18 protein-coding genes are annotated in these 18,783 nt (G+C 72.5%); 12 read left to right on the forward strand and 6 right to left on the reverse strand.

All coding sequences use genetic code 11. From position 1 onward, the window contains the following. Positions 1-258 precede the first annotated feature (258 nt). Entirely contained in the window at positions 259-1,878 is a 1,620-nt protein-coding gene (locus BIV23_RS22100; RefSeq protein ID WP_071382640.1) for an MFS transporter, read from the reverse strand. 66 nt (positions 1,879-1,944) lie between these two features. Between BIV23_RS22100 and BIV23_RS22105 the strand changes: the two genes are divergently transcribed. The 3 genes from BIV23_RS22105 (at position 1,945) to BIV23_RS22115 (ending at position 4,805) form a co-directional block, all read left to right on the forward strand. Then, positions 1,945-2,589, forward strand: coding sequence for a TetR family transcriptional regulator (locus tag BIV23_RS22105; RefSeq protein WP_071382641.1), 645 nt, complete (start codon positions 1,945-1,947; stop codon positions 2,587-2,589). 83 nt (positions 2,590-2,672) lie between these two features. After that, on the forward strand, positions 2,673-3,890 hold the full coding sequence (locus BIV23_RS22110; protein WP_071382642.1) for an alpha/beta hydrolase: 1,218 nt from the start codon (positions 2,673-2,675) through the stop codon (positions 3,888-3,890). Positions 3,891-3,956: 66 nt separating this feature from the next. Next, the gene (locus tag BIV23_RS22115) at positions 3,957-4,805 is read left to right on the forward strand and encodes a DUF4429 domain-containing protein (RefSeq protein ID WP_071382691.1); all 849 of its coding nucleotides are present in this window, start codon (positions 3,957-3,959) and stop codon (positions 4,803-4,805) included. A gap of 32 nt (positions 4,806-4,837) precedes the next feature. Here BIV23_RS22115 and BIV23_RS22120 read toward each other — a convergent pair whose 3' ends face one another. Further along, a complete protein-coding gene (locus BIV23_RS22120) occupies positions 4,838-5,293 on the reverse strand; it encodes a MerR family transcriptional regulator (RefSeq protein ID WP_071382643.1) in 456 nt (151 codons plus the stop codon). A gap of 97 nt (positions 5,294-5,390) precedes the next feature. On the opposite strand from BIV23_RS22120, the gene BIV23_RS22125 reads away from it, so the two are divergent. Together BIV23_RS22125 and BIV23_RS22130 are read left to right on the forward strand one after the other, a co-directional pair. Next, positions 5,391-5,867, forward strand: a complete 477-nt coding sequence (locus tag BIV23_RS22125) for a GNAT family N-acetyltransferase (protein WP_071382644.1) — start codon at positions 5,391-5,393, stop codon at positions 5,865-5,867. A gap of 31 nt (positions 5,868-5,898) precedes the next feature. Next, positions 5,899-6,720, forward strand: a complete 822-nt coding sequence (locus tag BIV23_RS22130; RefSeq protein WP_071382645.1) for a serine hydrolase domain-containing protein — start codon at positions 5,899-5,901, stop codon at positions 6,718-6,720. An 8-nt stretch (positions 6,721-6,728) separates the two neighbouring features. On the opposite strand, the gene BIV23_RS22135 is transcribed toward BIV23_RS22130, so the two are convergent. After that, positions 6,729-7,385 carry a pirin family protein gene (locus BIV23_RS22135; RefSeq protein WP_071382692.1) on the reverse strand — a complete coding sequence of 219 codons (657 nt, stop codon included), beginning with the start codon at positions 7,383-7,385 and terminating at the stop codon, positions 6,729-6,731. Between the two features lie 92 nt (positions 7,386-7,477). On the opposite strand from BIV23_RS22135, the gene BIV23_RS22140 reads away from it, so the two are divergent. The 5 genes from BIV23_RS22140 (at position 7,478) to fabF (ending at position 12,446) form a co-directional block, all read left to right on the forward strand. Next, entirely contained in the window at positions 7,478-8,707 is a 1,230-nt protein-coding gene (locus BIV23_RS22140) for a PucR family transcriptional regulator (RefSeq protein ID WP_071382646.1), read from the forward strand. A gap of 89 nt (positions 8,708-8,796) precedes the next feature. Then, positions 8,797-9,729, forward strand: a complete 933-nt coding sequence (locus BIV23_RS22145) for an ACP S-malonyltransferase (RefSeq protein ID WP_071382647.1) — start codon at positions 8,797-8,799, stop codon at positions 9,727-9,729. A gap of 10 nt (positions 9,730-9,739) precedes the next feature. Beyond that, on the forward strand, positions 9,740-10,771 hold the full coding sequence (locus BIV23_RS22150; protein ID WP_071382648.1) for a ketoacyl-ACP synthase III: 1,032 nt from the start codon (positions 9,740-9,742) through the stop codon (positions 10,769-10,771). A 79-nt stretch (positions 10,772-10,850) separates the two neighbouring features. After that, positions 10,851-11,099: an acyl carrier protein gene (locus BIV23_RS22155; RefSeq protein WP_015660680.1), complete on the forward strand. Its 249-nt coding sequence runs from the start codon at positions 10,851-10,853 to the stop codon at positions 11,097-11,099. 84 nt (positions 11,100-11,183) lie between these two features. After that, complete coding sequence (gene fabF / locus BIV23_RS22160; protein WP_071382649.1) at positions 11,184-12,446, forward strand: beta-ketoacyl-ACP synthase II; 1,263 nt, start codon at positions 11,184-11,186, stop codon at positions 12,444-12,446. Positions 12,447-12,521: 75 nt separating this feature from the next. Here the strand turns inward: fabF and BIV23_RS22165 are convergent, their stop codons facing one another. After that, the gene (locus BIV23_RS22165; RefSeq protein WP_071382650.1) at positions 12,522-13,016 is read right to left on the reverse strand and encodes a DUF3145 domain-containing protein; all 495 of its coding nucleotides are present in this window, start codon (positions 13,014-13,016) and stop codon (positions 12,522-12,524) included. Positions 13,017-13,295: 279 nt separating this feature from the next. On the opposite strand from BIV23_RS22165, the gene BIV23_RS22170 reads away from it, so the two are divergent. Together BIV23_RS22170 and BIV23_RS22175 are read left to right on the forward strand one after the other, a co-directional pair. Beyond that, a complete protein-coding gene (locus BIV23_RS22170) occupies positions 13,296-14,183 on the forward strand; it encodes an SGNH/GDSL hydrolase family protein (RefSeq protein ID WP_071382651.1) in 888 nt (295 codons plus the stop codon). A gap of 14 nt (positions 14,184-14,197) precedes the next feature. Further along, the gene (locus BIV23_RS22175) at positions 14,198-15,175 is read left to right on the forward strand and encodes an aldose epimerase family protein (RefSeq protein ID WP_071382652.1); all 978 of its coding nucleotides are present in this window, start codon (positions 14,198-14,200) and stop codon (positions 15,173-15,175) included. A gap of 34 nt (positions 15,176-15,209) precedes the next feature. Here BIV23_RS22175 and BIV23_RS50440 read toward each other — a convergent pair whose 3' ends face one another. Next, on the reverse strand, positions 15,210-16,139 hold the full coding sequence (locus BIV23_RS50440) for a hypothetical protein (RefSeq protein WP_071382653.1): 930 nt from the start codon (positions 16,137-16,139) through the stop codon (positions 15,210-15,212). Positions 16,140-16,275: 136 nt separating this feature from the next. Further along, on the reverse strand, positions 16,276-18,762 hold the full coding sequence (locus BIV23_RS22185; protein WP_071382654.1) for a beta-glucosidase family protein: 2,487 nt from the start codon (positions 18,760-18,762) through the stop codon (positions 16,276-16,278). Positions 18,763-18,783: the final 21 nt, after the last annotated feature.

An 18,783-nucleotide genomic window follows, 5' to 3' on the forward strand; every position in this document is an offset into this window, starting at 1 on the left:
ACGGCGACCGGGGAGGGCCTGCGGGCTCGTGGTCGGGTGCGGGTGACTGCGTGGCCGGTCGCGCGGTTCCCCGCGCCCCTCGGGGAGTTGCGGCTCCGTCGGCCAAGCGCGCACTGCCCCCTCCGCAGCGCGCGCCGTGGCCCGGCCGTCCTCCCATGCCCTGCGGAGGACTTGACCCACTGTGACCTGCGGCGCGCGCCCGGTGCGAGGGATCTTGAGCGGCGTCACCCTGATAGGTGAACTCCGCCCGGATCGGCGTCAGATGTGACCCACGCCCGCGCCCGCCTCGGCGTTCGCGCCCCGCTTGGTGAGCAGCGCGACGAGGACGGCGACCGCCGCCACGCCCGCCGCGACCAGGGAGGCGAGGCTCATCCCGGAGATGAACGTGTGGTGCGCGACCTCGGTGATCTTCGCGGCGACCGGCTCCGGCGTGCCCTTGGGCAGCGGCGCCACACCGACCTGGACCGCCTCGGAGGCCTGGCCCAGCTGGGCCGGGGTCAGCTTCGGCAGCCCCGCCCCCGTCCAGTTGCCCGCCAGATCGCTGTCCACCTTGGAGGCCATCACGGCGCCGAGCACGGCCGTACCGAGGCTGCCGCCGATCTGCATGGCCGCCTGCTGGAGGCCGCCCGCGACACCGGACAGCTCCATGGGGGCGTTGCCGACGATGACCTCGGTGGCGCCGACCATGACCGGCGCGAGGCCGAGGCCGAGCAGCGCGAACCAGATCGACATGACAGCGCTGCCGGTGTCGGCCTTGAGCGTCGACATGCCGTACATCGCGACGGCGGTCGCGGCCATGCCGCCGGCCAGCGGGATGCGCGGGCCGAGCTTGGTGATCGCGGCGCCGGCCAGCGGCGAGCCGACGATCATCATGCCGGTGAGCGGCAGCAGGTGCAGACCGGCCTTGATCGGGGTCAGCCCGTGCACGTTCTGGAGGTAGAACGTCACGAAGAACAGGCCGCCCATGAAGGCGATGGCCATCAGGACCATCAGGACCACACCCGCCGAGAGCGGGACCGAGCGGAACAGCCCGAGGGGGATCAGCGGTTCGGCGACCTTCGTCTCCCAGACCGAGAAGAGCACGAAGAGCAGGACCGAGGCGGCGACGAACGCCCAGGTCCTCCCGTCGCCCCAGCCCCACGACGGGGCCTTGATGAGCGCCCAGACCAGGCAGAACATGGCGCCGGAGAGCAGTGCGATGCCAAGGACGTCGAAGGAGCGCGGGACGTTCTCTGCGCGGTGGTCGAGCAGGATCAGCAGGCCGAGGACCAGGGCGACGGCGCCGACCGGCACGTTGATGAAGAACACGGACTGCCAGCTGACGCGCTCGACGAGGACGCCGCCGAGGATCGGGCCGCCCGCGGTGGAGGCGCCGATCACCATGCCCCAGATGCCGATCGCCATGTTGAGCTTCTCGGCCGGGAAGGTGGCCCGCAGCAGGCCGAGCGCGGCCGGCATCAGCAGGGCGCCGAACAGGCCCTGGAAGACGCGGAAGGTGACGACGACGGCGATGCTGTCGGACAGCCCGATGGCGCCGGAGGCGGCGGCGAAGCCGGTCACGCCGATCAGGAAGGTCTGGCGGTGCCCGAAGCGGTCGCCGAGCTTGCCCGCGGTGATCAGGGAGACCGCGAGGGCGAGGAAGTATCCGTTGGTGATCCACTGGACGTCGGCGAAGCTCGCGTCGAGGTCCTTCTGGATCGCGGGGTTCGCGATGGCCACGATGGTGCCGTCGAGGGCCACCATCATGACCCCTACGGCGACCGTGATGAGGGTGAACCACGGATGGCCGCGCAGCCCTGTGGAAGGGGGCGCCTCGAGCGGGGCCGCCGGCGCCCCGTCCCCCGCCCCCGAGGCGTCGAGAGTGGTCTGACTAGTCATACGTTCGAGGCTAGTGACAGCCACTGACAGTTGACAAACAATTTCACATGTCAGTAACTGACACGTGTGAAAACTCTGCGCGAACGCAAGAAACAGCGCACCCGGGAGTCGCTGCTGCGAGCCGCCCTCGAACTGTTCACCACCCAGGGGTACGAGCACACCACCGTCGACGAGATCGCCGAGGCCGCCGACGTCTCGCAGCGCACCTTCTTCCGGTACTTCGCCGGCAAGGAGGACGCGGCGTTCGCGGTGCAGGACATGACCGAACAGCACTTCCTGGCGTGCGTACGGACGCGGCCCGCGCACGAGTCCCCGATGGAGGCGCTGCGCCAGGCGGTGCTGGAGGGCTGGGACGCGATCCGCGAGACGGTCGAGTCGGCGGTGCCGGTCGAGCTGTATCTGCGCATGTACCGCACGATCGAGTCGACGCCGGCGCTGCTCGCCGCGCATCTGCGCCGCTCGGCCGCGACCGAGGAGACGATCGCGCGGCTGCTGGCCGAGCGCGAGGGCGTCGACCCTGACACCGACCCCCGGCCGAGGCTGGCGGTGGCCGTGTTCGGCGGCGTGATAAGGGTCACCGAGCGGCAGTGGTGCACGGGCGAGGACTTCAGCCTGGAGTCGATCCGTCAACTCACCGCGTCCCACCTCGATCTGGTGGGTCCGGCGCTCACCGGCAACTGGCGTGCGAGCGGGGCCGGTAGGCCGGACTGACAGGGCGTTCGATCTTCGACGAAACGTGATACCTGTCACTCGGTTACCGCGAGACCGTCTCGTTCTCCTAGTGTGTCCTCCCAGTGACTTCCTTCGACACCTCCCCGCAACTGAACGTCTGGCGCGCACTCCTGGCGCTGGCCGTGGTGTTCGTGATGCTCGCGACCACCGGCTGGACCGCCCTGCGCAGCCACCGGGAGTCGACGGCCCTTCAGGCCTCGCTCTCCGCGTGGGGGCACGGCCGGCTGCACGGCCACCACCTGCCGGACCCCGAGACCGACCCGGCGCGGCTCACCCGTTTCTTCGCGTCGCTCTCCCCCGCGGACCAGAGCCGCCTCGCCCACCGCTATCCGCTCGCGGTCGGCAACATCAACGGCGCCCCGGTCACCTTGCGCTACAGCGCCAACCGCATCGCGATGGAGCAGGCCCGCAAGGTCGAGCAGGAGCGCATGCACGACAGCCGGCTCAGCGCGGCCGGGCACCAGGACGCGGGCCGGCGCATGCACCGCTACGACTCCCTGCTCACGCCCGGCCGGCAGATCCTCTCCTTCGACCCCGAGGGCACGGGCCGGATCGCCGAGGTGTTCGGAAACCTGGACGCGGCCCGGCGGATCTCGGTCGTCGTCCCCGGCGTCGACACCGACCTGCTCACGTTCCAGAAGACCAACCGCCCGTACACCGCCCCGGTCGGCATGGCCGAGGCGCTGTACGCGCAGGAGCGCGAGGCGAGCCCCGGCACCCGTACGGCCGTGATCGCCTGGGCCGACTACACCGCGCCCGACGGGCTCGGCGTGGACGCGGCCACCGGTCTGCGCGCGGCGGAGGGGGCCCTGCGGCTGAACGCCCTGCTGGACGCCCTGCCCGGCACGGCGCCGGTGACGACGATCTGCCACAGCTACGGCTCGGTGCTCTGCGGCGTCGCCGCGCACGACATGCCCCGCCGGGTGTCCGACATAGCGGTGGCCGCGAGCCCCGGCATGCGGGTCTCCGAGGCCTCGCATCTGCGCACCGGCGCCCGGGTGTGGGCGATGCGGGACGCCACCGACTGGATCCAGGACGTGCCGTACCTGGAGCTGGGCGGGCTCGGGCACGGTGCCGACCCGGTGTCCTCGGCGTTCGGCGCGCGCGTGCTGTCGGCCCGGGACGCCCAGGGCCACGCCGGCTACTTCCAGCCGGGCACGGACAGCCTGCGCAACCTCGCCGCCGTCGGCGTCGGCGCGTACGACGCGGTGACGTGTGCCCGGGACAACGACGCGTGCCGGGCCGGTGCGCCCGGCACGGCTACGGCCGGACGCGCGTAGAAACAGCAGGAAGTGCGGTCTGCGCGGGTGGCGACGGAGGAGGACGTGCCGCATACGATGAGCCGCATGGGTGACGTACTGGCGGGATTTCATGCCGTCTGGGAGTTCGAGTCCGACTCCGTGCTCATCCGTTACGAACGGGGGATTCGGACACCGAAGCTGTTCCAGGCGCTCGGCGAGCGGCGTATCCCGCTGTCGGCTGTCGAGGACGTGAGCCTCGCCCCGGGCAAGCGCGGCACCGTCGTCCTGCGGCTGCTGCCGCGCGCCGGCGCCGATCCGCTGCTGGAGGCGGCCGACGGGCAGCTCAAGGACGGCTCCGATCCGTACCGGCTGGTGCTGCCGGCCGAGCGGGAGATGCTCGCCGAGTACTACGTGGACGAGCTGAAGGGGCTGCTGACCGGGTCCGGGCCGGTCGACCGTCACCTGGTGGCCGCGCCCGAGGTGCCGCTGCACTTCAAGGCCTACGACGGGAAGGCCTCCTTCGACGGGACCGCCGTGCAGTTCCGCTGGTCCTGGACGGGCGCGTCCTCGGCGAAGTGGAAGGCGGGCGACCAGAGCTTCGCGGTCGCCGACCTCAGCGGGGTGCAGTGGCGCTCGCCGGAGGTCTTCGAGGGTCATCTGCGGCTGATCAGGCGCTCGGCAGACTCGGCGGCGGCGCCGCAGGCCGACCAGGACCCGGCGGCCGTGGTCTTCGGGCTGGGGTACGGCCCGGTGCACGAGTCGCTGCCGTTCGCCGCGGCCGTCCTGGCGGCCGTACGCACGAGGGGGCCGGTACCGGTGGTACCGGCCCCGGCGCGGCGGGACCCCGCCGACATCGCCGAGCGGATCCGGCATCTCGGGGAGCTGCACCAGGCCGGACTGGTCACCGACGAGGAATTCTCCTCCAAGAAGGCCGAGTTGCTGGCCGAGCTGTAGCGGTTCGGGGGATCCGGGTCAGGGGCTCGGGATCACTTCCCCGCCGCGTAGAAGCTGATCTTGTGGTCCAGGACGGACAGGGTGTCGTGCAGTTCCGCGATACGGGTCAGGACGTCCCTGCGGGTCGACTCCAGCAGTTCCTGGCGCTCGGCGTACGTGCTCTCGCCCTCCCGCACCAGCTCCGCGTACCGCACCATGTCCGCCACCGGCATGCCCGTCAGCCGCAGCTTGGTCACGAAGTCCAGCCAGTCCAGGTCGCGGTTGCTGTAGCGGCGCTGGCCGGTGTGGGAGCGGTCGACGTGCGGCATCAGCCCGATCCGCTCGTACCAGCGCAGGGTGTGCGCGGTCAGGCCGGTGAACGCGACGACCTCGCTGATCGTGTAGCGGTCCTGGCCGTCGGGGCGGGGATGGCGTCGGGGTGGGGCGGAGCAGATGTCTGCGGGGGCCGTGCGCGCGGTGTCCGCCGGCTTGGTCTGCATCACCGTCATGGCCCCACGCTATGACCTTCGAGTGCACTCCAGGCAAGCGGAACCCGGTAAGAAATACGAGGGACGTACGCCGGGGCGGTTGGTTAGCGTGCGCCGCATGAGTCTTGTACGCCGGGCCCTGCCCGAGGACGCCGTGGAAGTGCTGCGGCTGCGCCAGGTCATGCTGGACGCGCTGCCGATCGCGGGACCTGACGGATCGACCGACTGGCACACGGCGTCCCTGCCGACACTGCGCGCGCGGCTGGCCGAGGACGACGGGGACTTCGCGGCCTTCGTCGTGGACCACCCCGACCGGCCGGGGTCGCTGGCCGCGCTGGTGGCCGGGACGCTGGAGTACCGCATCGGCAAGGCCGGCAACCCGCACGGCCGCGTCGGGTACGTCTTCAGCGTGGCGACCGACCCGGACGCCCGGCGGCGCGGGTACGCGCGCGCGTGCATGGAGGAGTTGCTGGCCTGGTTCCGCGCGCGGGGCGCCGGGCACGTGCTGCTCAACGCCTCCCCGGAGGCCGAACCGCTGTACGCCTCCCTCGGCTTCACCCGTGACCCCGACCCGTCGATGCGGCTGCGGCTGTGAGCCGCATAGGCTCGCCCCCATGTCGTTCCCCATGTCGCTGAAGAGCCTCGCGTCGATCGAGAACTGGCCCGTACCCACCGCGGCGGCGGGTGTCGTACGGGCCGACGGGACCGTCCTCGGCACGCACGGACCCGTCGAGCACCGCTTTCCGCTCGCCTCGGTCACCAAGCCGCTGGCGGCGTACGCGGCGCTCGTGGCGTACGAGGAGGGCGCGATCGAGCTGGACGAGCCGGCCGGTCCGCCCGGTGCGACCGTGCGGCACCTGCTCGCGCACACCTCCGGGCTGGCCTTCGACGAGCACCGGGTGACGGCGCCGGCCGGGGAGCGGCGGCTGTACTCCAACGCCGGCTTCGAGCAGCTCGGCGACCACATCGCCGAGGCCACGGACATTCCGTTCGCCGAGTATCTGCGGCAGGCGGTGCTGGAGCCGCTGGGGATGACGTCGACGTCGCTGGCGGGCTCTCCCGCCAAGGACGGGGTGTCCACGGTCGCGGACCTGCTGCGGTTCGCGGCGGAGGTGCAGGCGCCCCGGCTGCTGGATCCGCGGACGGTAGCGCAGGCGATGACGGTGCAGTACCCGGGGACGAAGGGCGTCCTGCCGGGCTACGGCCACCAGAACCCGAACGACTGGGGGCTGGGCTTCGAGATCCGCGACGCCAAGTCACCGCACTGGACGGGGAGTTCGTCGTCCCCGCGGACCTTCGGCCACTTCGGTCAGGCGGGTACGTTCCTGTGGGTCGACCCGGACGCGGGCGTGGCGGGGGTCGCCCTGGCGGACCGCGCGTTCGGGCCCTGGGCGATCGAGGCGTGGCCGGTGTTCACGGACGCGGTGCTGGCGGAAGTGCGCGGCTGAACCGGCCGTCACCCCGCCATCTCCCACATCAGCAGCTCCGCCTCCGTGGCCCCCAGCGCCGCCAGGTCCTTCGCCCCGGTGATCCGGGCCGAGTCGCCCGCCGCCAGCTCCTCCTGCGCCAGCCGGACCGTGCCCCGGATCACATGGACGTAGACGTACGCCCCGTCCGGGACCGCCGTCCGCTCCCCCGGGGCCAGGCGGCGGACGTGGAGCATGGCGCCGGCCGCCGGGAGGGCGTAGGGCGTGGAGTCGGCGATGCCCGGGACGATGGCGTACGACGGGTCGCCGCCCGGCTCCGTCGGCGCCAGCCACATCTGGAGGAAGACCAGCGGGACCGCGCCGTCGTTGCGTTCCACGTGGCGGACGCCCGCCGCGGCGCCGAGGTGCTGCACGTCGCCGGGGCGGACCGTCGTCTCGTGGCCCGCGGAGTCGCGGTGGGTCAGCTCGCCCTCGATCACCCAGGTGACGATCTCGGTGTGGCTGTGCGGGTGTTCGTCGAAGCCGGCGCCGGGCGCGAGGTGCTCCTCGTTGCAGGCGATCACGGCGCCGAAGCGCAGGTTGCCGGGGTCGTAGTGCGGACCGAAGGAGAAGGCGTGCCAGGTGTCGATCCCGGCCTCCGGGTCCCCTCCGCGATAGCGCTCGGCGGCGCGCCGTACCTCGATCACGGGCACCACGGTAGCCCCGCCGCACCTCCCCCTCTCCCCTGCCTCCCACCCTGCGGCGCACGGGGTCGTCCGGATAAGGCAGTCTTGTCCCCGTGCCCGAACCCGAATCCCGCAGCAGCGATCCCCACGCGGATTCCCGCGCCGATCACCGCGCACACGACGTCCACCAGCACTCCGCGACCCTGAAGCGGCTGGAGAAGTCCTCCGGATCACTCGCCGCGCAGGCCATCGCGCGGATGGACGAGACGCTGCCGTGGTACCGGGCGATGCCACCGGAGAACCGTTCCTGGATCGGGCTCGTGGCCCAGGCGGGCATCGCCGCGTTCACCGAGTGGTTCCGGCACCCGGACGCCCCGCAGGCGATCTCCACCGACGTCTTCGGGACCGCGCCGCGCGAGCTGACCCGGGCCATCACGCTGCGCCAGACCGTGGAGATGGTGCGGACCACCATCGAGGTCATGGAGAGCGCCATCGACGAGGTGGCCGCTCCCGGCGACGAGCGAGTGCTGCGCGAGGCTCTGCTCGTGTACGCCCGCGAGATCGCCTTCGCCACCGCCCAGGTGTACGCCCAGGCCGCCGAGGCACGCGGTGCCTGGGACGCGCGGCTGGAGTCGCTGGTCGTGAACGCCGTGCTCAGCGGGGAGGCCGACGAGGGGGCCGTCAGCCGGGCGGCCGCGCTCGGCTGGAACTCGCCCGAGCATGTGTGCGTGGTCCTCGGGACCGCGCCCGACGGGGACAGCGAGCTGACCGTGGAGGCCATCCGGCGGGCCGCCCGGCACGCCAAGCTCCAGGTGCTCACCGGGGTCCTCGGGGACCGGCTCGTCGTCATCGCGGGCGGGAGCGACAATCCGCTCGCCGTCGCCAAGTCGCTGATCGGCCCGTTCGCCGCCGGTCCGGTCGTCGCCGGGCCCGTCGTACCGGACCTGCTGGCCGCCACCCGGTCCGCGCAGGCCGCCGCCGCCGGGCTGAAGGCCTGTTCCGCCTGGCAGGACGCGCCGCGGCCGGTGCTGGCGGACGATCTCCTGCCGGAGCGCGCCATCGCGGGCGATCCGGGCGCCCGCGAGCAGCTGGTGGAGGAGATCTACAGACCGTTGGAGGAAGCGGGCTCGGCGCTCCTGGAAACGTTGAGTGTCTACCTGGAGCAGGCGAGCAGTCTGGAGGGCGCGGCCCGCATGCTCTTCGTTCACCCGAACACCGTGCGCTACCGGCTTCGACGTGTGACTGACGTCACCGGCTGGTCACCCTCGGATGTACGATCCGCCTTCACGCTGCGGATCGCGCTCATCCTGGGGCGTCTGGTCGACGGCGAACCTCAGACATAGGGTTTTGTCGGGGGTCCACAAAACGCCCCCGTGTTCTTCGTCCCTGTCCCCACGGGCGGCTCCGGCCGTCCCCAAGAGAGAGTGTGAGAGTGCTCGTACTCGTCGCTCCCGGCCAGGGCGCCCAGACGCCCGGCTTCCTGACCCCCTGGCTCGAACTGCCCGGCGCCAAGGACCGCGTCGCCGCCTGGTCGGACGCCATCGACCTGGACCTGGTCCACTACGGCACCGCGGCCGACGCCGACGCCATCCGTGACACGGCCGTGGCCCAGCCGCTGCTGGTCGCCGCCGGCCTGCTGTCCGCCGCGGCACTCGGTGACATCGCCGACGTCGCGCCGGGCGCGGTCGCGGGCCACAGCGTCGGTGAGATCACCGCGGCCGCCTTCGCCGGGATCCTGGGCGACACCGACGCGCTGCGTCTGGTCCGCCGGCGGGGTCTGGCGATGGCCGACGCCGCCGCGATCACCGAGACCGGCATGGCGGCGCTGCTCGGCGGCGACCCCGAGGTGACCGTCCCGCACCTGGAGAAGCTGGGCCTGACCCCGGCGAACATCAACGGCGCGGGCCAGATCGTCGCGGCGGGCACGCTGGCGGAGCTGGCCGCGCTGGCCGAGGACAAGCCCGAGGGCGTCCGCAAGGTCGTCGCGCTGAAGGTCGCCGGCGCCTTCCACACCCGTCACATGGCCCCGGCCGTCGAGACGCTGGAGAAGGCCATCGCGGAGCTGACGCCCGCCGACCCGCAGGTCACCTACGTCTCCAACAGGGACGGCAAGGCCGTCGCGACCGGCGCCGAGGTCCTGGAGCGGCTGGCCGGCCAGGTCGCCAACCCCGTGCGCTGGGACCTGTGCATGGAGACCTTCAAGGAGCTGGGCGTCACCGCGGTGCTGGAGGTGTGCCCGGGCGGCACGCTGACCGGCCTGGCCAAGCGCGCCCTGCCCGGCGTCAAGACGCTCGCCCTGAAGACCCCCGACGATCTCGAAGCGGCCCGCGCGCTCATCGCAGAGCACGCCGGCGCCGGCGCCTAAGGAGCCGTAGATGGCGAAGATCAAGCCCAGCAAGGGCGCCCCGTATGCGCGCATCCTCGGCGTCGGCGGCTACCGCCCGACCCGGGTGGTGCCCAACGAGGTGATCCTGGAGAAGATCGACTCGTCCGACGAGTGGATCCGCTCGCGCTCCGGCATCGAGACGCGGCACTGGGCCGGTCCCGAGGAGACCGTGGCCGCGATGTCGATCGAGGCCGCCGGCAAGGCGATCGCGGACGCCGGTATCTCCGCCGAGCAGATCGGTGCCGTGGTCGTCTCGACCGTCTCGCACTTCAAGCAGACCCCGGCCGTCGCCACCGAGATCGCCGACAAGCTGGGCACGGACAAGGCCGCCGCCTTCGACATCTCGGCCGGCTGCGCGGGCTTCGGCTACGGCCTCACCCTCGCCAAGGGCATGATCGTGGAGGGCTCCGCCGAGTACGTGCTCGTCATCGGCGTGGAGCGGCTCAGCGACCTGACCGACCTGGAGGACCGGGCCACGGCCTTCCTGTTCGGCGACGGCGCCGGCGCGGTCGTGGTCGGCCCCTCGAAGGAGCCGGCCATCGGTCCGACGGTGTGGGGCTCCGAGGGCGACAAGTCGGAGACCATCAAGCAGACCGTGGCCTGGGACCGCTTCCGGATCGGCGACGTCTCCGAGCTGCCGCTGGACAGCGAGGGCAACGTCAAGTTCCCCGCGATCACGCAGGAGGGCCAGGCGGTGTTCCGCTGGGCCGTGTTCGAGATGGCGAAGGTCGCCCAGCAGGCGCTGGACGCGGCCGGGATCGCCCCGGACGACCTGGACGTCTTCATCCCGCACCAGGCCAACGAGCGGATCATCGACTCGATGGTGAAGACCCTCAAACTGCCGGAGCACGTCACGGTCGCCCGTGACGTCCGCACCACCGGCAACACCTCGGCCGCCTCGATCCCGCTCGCGATGGAGCGGCTCCTGGCGACCGGGGAGGCGAAGAGCGGCGACACCGCGCTTCTCATCGGCTTCGGGGCGGGTCTCGTCTTCGCCGCCACGGTCGTTACCCTCCCCTAGGCACTCCGTGCCGGATCACCCGGTCCGGCAGGGGGACAACTGCCACAAACCGTCTGAACACCGAAGAAGGAGCGCCAACATGGCCGCCACTCAGGAAGAGATCGTCGCCGGTCTCGCCGACATCGTGAACGAGATCGCCGGCATCCCGGTTGAGGACGTCCAGCTGGACAAGTCCTTCACCGACGACCTGGACGTCGACTCGCTGTCCATGGTCGAGGTCGTCGTCGCCGCCGAGGAGCGCTTCGACGTGAAGATCCCCGACGAGGACGTCAAGAACCTCAAGACCGTCGGCGACGCGACCGACTACATCCTCAAGCACCAGGCCTGAGCCACCCCTCAGTCCCGCTGCTAGGCCCCGCCACCCGGCGGTGTTTCGCCGTAGAATCCCCATCCGCTTGGAGAAAGAATTCCCGTGAGCCCGACCAATCGCACCGTGGTCGTCACCGGTATCGGCGCAACCACACCGCTGGGTGGCACCGCGGCGTCGTTCTGGGACGCCCTCGTCGCCGGCACGTCCGGCGTCAGCCTGCTGGAGCAGGAGTGGGCGGCCGAGCTGCCGGTCAAGATCGCCGCGCAGATCGCCGTCGAGCCGGGCGAGATCATCCCCCGGCCGCAGGCCCGCAAGCTGGACCGGTCCGCGCAGTTCGCGCTGATCGCGGCACAGGAGGCCTGGAAGGACGCCGGTTTCACCGCCAAGGCCGGTGAGGACGCGTCCGTGAACCCCGACCGTCTCGGTGCGGTCATCGCCTCCGGCATCGGCGGCGTGACGACGCTCCTGGACCAGTACGACATCCTCAAGGAGAAGGGCGTACGCCGCGTCTCCCCGCACACCGTGCCGATGCTGATGCCCAACTCCCCGGCGGCCAACGTCGGTATCGAGCTGGGTGCCCGCGCCGGTGTGCACACCCCGGTCTCGGCCTGCGCCTCGGGCGCGGAGGCCATCGGGTACGCGATCGAGATGATCCGCACCGGGCGCGCGGACGTGGTCGTGGCCGGTGGTACCGAGGCCGCCATCCACCCGCTGCCCATCGCCGCGTTCGGCAACATGATGGCGATGAGCAAGAACAACGACGACCCGCAGGGCGCCTCGCGTCCCTACGACGCCGACCGCAACGGCTTCGTGCTCGGCGAGGGCGCCGGTGCGATCGTCCTGGAGTCCGAGGAGCACGCGAAGGCCCGCGGCGCCCGGATCTACGTCGAGGCGGTCGGCCAGGGCATCTCCGCCGACGCCCACCACATCACGCAGCCCGAGCCGTCCGGCGACGGCATCGCGCACGCGCTGCAGAACCTGCTGGACAACACCGACCTGAAGCCGGCCGAGATCGTGCACGTGAACGCGCACGCCACCTCGACGCCGCAGGGCGACGTGGCCGAGATCAAGGCGCTGCGCAAGGTGTTCGGCGACGACGTCGACCACATGGCGATCTCCGCGACCAAGTCGATGACCGGTCACCTGCTCGGTGGCGCGGGCGGCATCGAGACCGTCGCGTCGATCCTGGCGCTCGTGAACCGCACGGCGCCGCCGACGATCAACCTCGACAACCTCGACCCCGAGGTCAACGCGGACATCGTCCGCGGCGAGGCCCGCCCGCTGCCCGAGGGCCGTATCGCCGTGCTGAACGACTCGTTCGGCTTCGGCGGCCACAACGTGGTGCTGGCCTTCAGGACCGTCTGAGTCACCTCGACGAAGGGCCCCTGCCGACGACCGGCAGGGGCCCTTTCGCGTCCCCGGGCAGGAGCGGGCGACCGCTCACACCACCTGGTGCAGCCAGCGCACCGGCGCGCCCTCGCCCGCGTACCGGAACGGCTCCAGTTCGTCGTCCCACGGCTTGCCCAGCAGCCTGGACAGTTCGGCCTCCAGGTCGGTCTCGCCGCGCTGGCTGCGCTGGAGGGCGGCGCGCAGCCGGTCCTCGGGGATGAGGATGTCGCCGTGGATGCCGGTGACGGCGTGGAAGATGCCGAGGTCGGGGGTGCAGCTGTAGCGCTCGCCCTCGGCGGTGGGGCAGGGCTCGGCGGTGACCTCGAAGCGGAGCAGGTGCCAGCCGCGCAGGGCCGAGGCGAGCTTGGACGCCGTACCGGCCTCGCCCTGCCAGGAGAACTCCGAGCGCCAGGTGCCGGGGGCCGCGGGCTGCCGGATCCAGTCGAGGTTGACGCGCGTGCCGAGTACCCCGGCGACGGCCCACTCGACGTGCGGGCACAGCGCGCGCGGCGCGGAGTGCACGTACAGAACTCCACGTGTCGTCACCGGAACCTCCGGACAGAGCGGGACATCTTGCGGACTGGCTGGCGGCAGTGGGGCGACGGCCGCGTTGATGGCGAGGCTACCCTGCGGCGGCGCAAGGAGTGTGACGTACCGTCGCTCCCGGTGCCAGGAAACCCCCGCCATTCACCCAGGGGGACGCTTGTACGGGGGTGCGCCGTTCCAGGACGCCCGGCCCGGGAACCCTCGCACGTTGTGAGGGGAGGAAGCACCTACGACGACCGGAGTGGCACCGGGCGCCGACGACGAGGGGATCAGCAGGGGATGGGCAAGCCGAGCAGCCGTACGCGAGCCGCTCTCGCCGTCGTGGCGGTGACCGCGCTGGGAGTCGCCGGATGCGACGCCGGCGGCGGCAGAGCGCCCGCGCCGGACGGCACCAGGGCGCGCGCCGCCAGGTCCGCCCCGGAGTGGAACAGCAGCCCGGACTCGGTCGCCGCGGTCGGCGACTCCATCACCCGCGGCTTCGACGCGTGCGCGGTGCTGTCGGACTGCCCCGAGGTGTCGTGGGCGACGGGCAGCGACACGCAGGTGGACAGCCTGGCGGTGCGGCTGCTCGGCGCGGCGGGCGCGGCCCGGCACAGCTGGAACTACGCGGTGACCGGCGCCCGGATGGCGGACCTGCCGGGGCAGATGACCCAGGCGGCGGCGCACAGCCCCGGGTTGGTCACGGTGATGGCGGGCGCGAACGACGCCTGCCGCGACTCGGCGTCGGCGATGACCCCGGTGGCCGAGTTCCGCGCGGACTTCGAGGACGCGCTGCGCACGCTGCGCAAGGAGGCGCCGAAGACACAGGTGTACGTGGCGAGTGTGCCGAACCTGAAGCGGCTGTGGGCCGAGGGCCGGACCAATCCGCTGGGCAAGGAGGTGTGGAAGCTCGGCATCTGCCCGTCGATGCTGTCCGACGCGGACGACCTGACGAAGGGGGCCGGCCTGCGCCGGGACCAGGTGCAGCAGCGGGTGGTGGAGTACAACAAGGTGCTGAAGGACGTGTGCGCCCGGGACCGCCGCTGCCGCTTCGACGGGGGCGCGGTCTACGCCTACGACTTCGACACCGACCAGCTCAGCCACTGGGACTGGTTCCACCCCGGCCGGGACGGCCAGGCCCGGCTGGCCGAGATCGCCTACCGCACGGTGACGGCGAAACAGCCCTGACCTAGGGTTCCTGCATGAACGAACTTTTCGGCACACTTTCCGACGGCACAGATGTCCATCGCTGGACCCTGGAGCGTGCCGGGACGCGCGTCGAGGTCCTGACGTACGGCGGCATCGTGCGCTCGCTGGAGGTGCCGGACCGCGAGGGCCTGCGGGCGAACGTCGTCCTCGGCTTCGGCTCCCTGGACGGCTATCTCGCCCACCCTGAGCCGTACTTCGGCGCCCTGGTCGGCCGGTACGCCAACCGGATCGCGGGCGCCCGCTTCCCGCTGGACGGCGCGCTCTACGCCCTGGAGCAGAACGACGGCACCAACTCCCTGCACGGCGGCGCCCGCGGTTTCGACCGGCGGGTGTGGGACGCCGAGCCGGTCGAGCACGGCCTGCGGCTGAGCCGGGTCAGCCCGCACGGCGAGGAGGGCTTCCCGGGCCGGCTGGCGGTGTCGGTCACGTACACGCTGGACGCGTCCGGCGCCCTGCACCTCGCCTACGAGGCGACGACGGACGCGCCGACGGTCCTCAACCTCACGAGCCACGGCTACGTCAACCTGGCAGGCCGGGACGCCGGCCACGCGGGCGGCCACGAACTGCGCATCGCCGCCTCCCGCTTCACCCCGGTCGACGCGGACCTGATCCCGACGGGTGCCCTGGAAGACGTGACGGGCACCCGCTTCGACTTCCGCGAGGCCCGCAAGAGCGGCTCGGGCTACGACCACAACTTCGTCCTGGACAAGGGCCTGACCGCTACCGCGGAGGAGGTCGCCGAACTGCACGACCCCGCCTCCGGCCGCACCCTGACCCTCTCGACGACCGAACCGGGCCTCCAGCTCTACACCGCCGACCACCTGCCCGAGCCGTTCGCCCCGGGGGCCGGGATCGCCCTGGAGACCCAGCACTTCCCGGACTCCCCGAACCACCCGGAGTTCCCGAGCACGGTGCTGCGGCCGGGCGAGGTGTTCCGGTCGGAGACGGTGTACGCCTTCTCCGTCCGCTAGGACGGGCCTAGGGCGGGCCCTGGACACGGTCGTGTCAGACCGGTTCGCCCCTCATCCGCTTCGTCGCCCTGCCCAGCAGGGACATGGCGCCGCCGCAGATGAGCAGGGCCACCGCACCGCCCCCGATCTGCGGGACGTCGTGGCCCTTGATGCCCTCGACCGTCACGGTCGTGGCCAGCGCGAAGAGGATCGAGTACAGGCTCCGGCCGACCCTGGCACCGGCCGGAATCACCTGGATCAGCTGCGGGATGGTGCTCGCGGCCGCCAGCGCCATCCCGAAGGGCAGCGCGGCGGCGGTCACCAGCGCGCCGAAGCCGAAGGAGTTGCCGTACGCGCCCCAGCCGACGCCCTTGTAGAGCAGATAGCCGGCGGCGGCGAGGGACAGCAGCGCCAGCACGCCGTTGAGATAGGCGGCCCGGGTCGCGGCCTTGCGGGCGCCGGGCAGGTGCGCGGCCGGGGAGCGCCAGGCGTCCGCCGTGACGAGCCGCAGCTGCCGCTTGAGGGCCTGCATCTGCAGCAGCGAGTAGACGCCGAAGGCCAGCAGGCCCAGTCCGACGAGCGCGGCGACGAATCCGAGGGGCTGCCGTGTGATGCCGTAGTGGACGCCGCCGAAGGTGAGCGGCAGGCCGAGGATCATGCCGTAGGCCATCGGCTTGGACTTCGCCTGGATCTTCTCCGTGAGCTCGCGCTGGGCGGGCGTGAGGTGGGGATCCAGCCGCATGCGCCCCTCCCCGGCCTCGTGGCCGTGCGCCGGGGCCGGCTGCTGCGGCGGGTAGGGCTGCTGGGGCGGGTACGGCTGCTGCGGGGCGTAGGGCTGCTGGTACTGCGGCTGCTGCGGGTACGGGTACTGCGGCTGCTGATACTGCTGCGGCTGTCCGTACGGCCCGGCGAGCGGCTGTTGCGCGTACGGCCCCGCCGGCGGTTGCTGGCCGTAGGGCCCCGGTTGCTGCTGGCCTGGATACACGTCGTCTCTCCCCCGTACCCGGTGTGTCCGGTGCTTCTCGCGGGCCGGGAGTCTGCCACACCCGCCCGCACGCTACGAGCCCCGGTCCAGGGGTCAGGTCCCGGACCGGGGCTGCATGTGGGGGACTTGTCCCGGATCAGACGTTAATCGGCGCGGCGAGCCGGCGGTCCACGATCGAGCGTCCGGCGGTGATCTCGTACGAACCCTTCACAAACGCCCACGCCTTCGCCTTCTCGTCCCACACCTCGAAGGCACGGCGCGGGAGCGTGAGCGTCACCTCGGTGCTCTCGCCGGGCCCGGCCAGGGCGGAGGCGAAGCCGGCGAGCACGCGGGCCGGGCGCTCGGGGCCGGGCCCGGCCGGGGCGACGTAGACCTGGACGACCTCGCGGCCGGGCCGCCCGCCGGTGTTGCGCAGCCCGACGCGGACCGTGACGGTGCCGTCGGCCCGTGGGGCGGCCGCCAGCGACTCGTAGGCCCAGTCGGTGTAGCCGAGGCCGTGCCCGAAGGGGTACGCCGGGGTGCGGCCGGCCCGCTCCCAGGCGCGGTAGCCGATGAACAGGCCCTCGGTGTAAGGCAGTTGACCGTCGGCCGGGACGACCCGGGTGACCGGGGCGTCGGCGAGGGAGCCCCAGGTGGTGGGGAGCCGGCCGCCGGGCTCGTGGGCACCGGTGAGGACGTCGGCCAGGGCGGCGCCGCCCTCCTGGCCGGGGAACCAGGTCAGCAGGACGGCGGCCACGTCCTCGCGCCAGGGCAGCTCCACCGGGGAGCCGGAGTTGACGACCACGACGGTGTTCGGGTTGGCGGCGGCGACCGCGCGGACCAGGTCGTCCTGGCGGCCGGGCAGGCGCAGGTCGGTGCGGTCGAAGCCCTCGGACTCGACACGGTCGGTGGTGGCGACCATGACGACGGCGGTGTCGGCGCCGCGCGCCGTCCGGGCGGCCTCGGCGATCAGCTCGTCGGCGTCGCGCTGCGGCTCGGCGTGCGCGAGGGCGAAGGTGACGACGCGCATCGGGAGGTCGTCGGGGAGCTGGACGACGTGGGTGAGGGAGACCTCGACCGGCTCGCCCGCGGTGAGTTCGGCCTCGGCGCGGGGTACCGGGGCGGCGAAGAAGGCCCCGAAGGGGTCGTCCTCGCCGGGACGCTGGACGTCGTCGAAGTACGTCGTGCCGTCGACGGTGAGCGTGAAGGCGCCCATGCCCTTGATGCCGAAGGCGTGCGGGCCGGACTCGCGGGGCGTGAAGGTGCCGGTCAGTTCGACGGTGTGGAGGTTCTCGTGCGTGACGCCCTCGGGGAGGTCGGTCCCCATCCACTGGATCAGCCCGCCCGGGGCGGACCGGGCGCCGATGACGGTGCCGGCACCGTCCCTGCACACGGCCCGGAGCGTGAACCCCGGCCCGGCGACGGCGAGTTCGGTGGCCGGGTCGGCGCCGACCGCGTAGCTGAGCGTGCCCTCGGGGAGGGCGGCGGTGAGGCCGTCGAGCGGGGAGACGATCCGGGCCGGGAAGACGGTGGCGGAACCGCCGCCGAGGACGCGGGCGTCGCGGGCGGCGGCACCGATGAGGGCCACGGTGCCGCCCTCCTGCAGCGGCAGGGCGCCGCGCTCGTTGCGCACGAGGACGAAGGAGCGGCGGGCGATCTCGCGGGCCAGTTCACCGCCGTCGACGCTCGTAGGCGGTTCGGCGACGACGGATTCGGCGCCGTCGAGGATCCCGACGCGGGCGGCGAGCCGCAGCACGCGCCGTACAGCGGCGTCGACGCCGGCCTCGGCGACCCGGCCCTCCCGGACGGCGCGGGCGAGGGCGGCGCCGTAGACGGTGCGGGGGCCCGGCATGGCGACGTCGAGACCGCCCTCGATGTCGCCGACGGTGTCCCGGGCGGCCATCCAGTCGGAGACGTTGATGCCGTCGAAGCCCCATTCGCCGCGCAGGACTTCGTTGACCAGGTGGTGGTGCTCGGTCATGGTCGTGCCGTTGACCGCGTTGTAGGCGGTCATGACGCCCCAGGGGCGGGCGCCGGTGACGATCGCCTCGAAGGGGGCCAGGTACAGCTCGCGCAGGGCGCGTTCGGGGACCAGGTTGTCCACGGTGAAGCGGTCGGTCTCGGCGTCGTTGGCGACGAAGTGCTTGACGGTGGTGCCGACGCCGCCGGACTGGACGCCGGTGACGTATCCGGTGCCGATCGCGCCGGTCAGGCAGGGGTCCTCGCTGTAGGCCTCGAAGTGGCGGCCGCCGAGCGGGGAGCGGTGGAGGTTGACGGTGGGGGCGAGCAGCACGTGGACGCCCTTGCGGCGTGCCTCCTGGGCGAGCAGCACGCCTGCGCGGCGGGCGAGGGCGGGGTCCCAGGTGGCGGCGAGCGCGGTCGGGGAGGGCAGGGCGACGGAGGGGTCGTCGGCGCTCCAGCGCACGCCGCGCACGCCGATGGGTCCGTCGGACATGACGAGCGAGCGCAGGCCGATCTCGGGGAGGGCGGGCAGGGTCCACACGTCCTGCCCGGCCAGCAGCCGCGCCTTGGCGTCGAGGCCGAGGCGCCGCAGCGCGGCGTCCACGACCGCTTCGCGCGCCGCGTCCGCGCCCGCTCCGTCCGCGCGTGCCCCGTCGGTGCGTGCCTTGTCCGTCTCCGTCACGGCGGTGCCTCCTCGTCGAGT

It is taken from the genome of Streptomyces monashensis, assembly GCF_001866665.1.
In the GTDB taxonomy this organism is placed as follows: domain Bacteria; phylum Actinomycetota; class Actinomycetes; order Streptomycetales; family Streptomycetaceae; genus Streptomyces; species Streptomyces monashensis.